Here is a 460-nt window from a genome sequence, read left to right on the forward strand (position 1 = left end):
TTTTTGGAGTTTTAGAAGTTCATCTAATTTTTTAGATAGGTCTTGGTTTAGATTTTTATCTTTTTCATCTTTAGCTTGTTTCTCAAGTTCTTCTTTTGCTTTTTTATTTGCTTCCTCGATTAACTTCTTTGCTTCTTCGATTTTCTTATCTAATTCTTCTTTTAGCTTTTTAATTTCTTCTTCAGAAGCTTTTTGTTTTTCTTCTAGTACTTTAATCTTATCTTCTAATTCTTTTTTTGTATTTTCAGAAGATTCTTTTAAACTATCAATAGCCTTTTGAAGCTCTTCAATTTTCTTACAGCATTCTGACTTAGAATTTTCTGTCTCTTTCTTTTTAGACTCTAAGTCTCTTATCTTAGCATCTTTTTCATCAAGAGCTTTTTCTAAGTCCTTAATTCTATTATCTTTATCTTCAATTTCTTTAGTCTTCTTTGCAAGTTCCCCTTCTAAAGACTCAAGC

1 pseudogene is annotated in these 460 nt (G+C 28.0%); it reads right to left on the minus strand.

Going from position 1 to position 460, the window contains the following annotated elements:
- A pseudogene (locus HMPREF3045_RS06680) lies at nucleotides 1-460 on the minus strand (copper amine oxidase); the annotation flags it as partial.

Source organism: Anaerococcus sp. HMSC075B03 (assembly GCF_001815585.1).
Taxonomy (GTDB): Bacteria; Bacillota; Clostridia; order Tissierellales; family Peptoniphilaceae; genus Anaerococcus; species Anaerococcus vaginalis.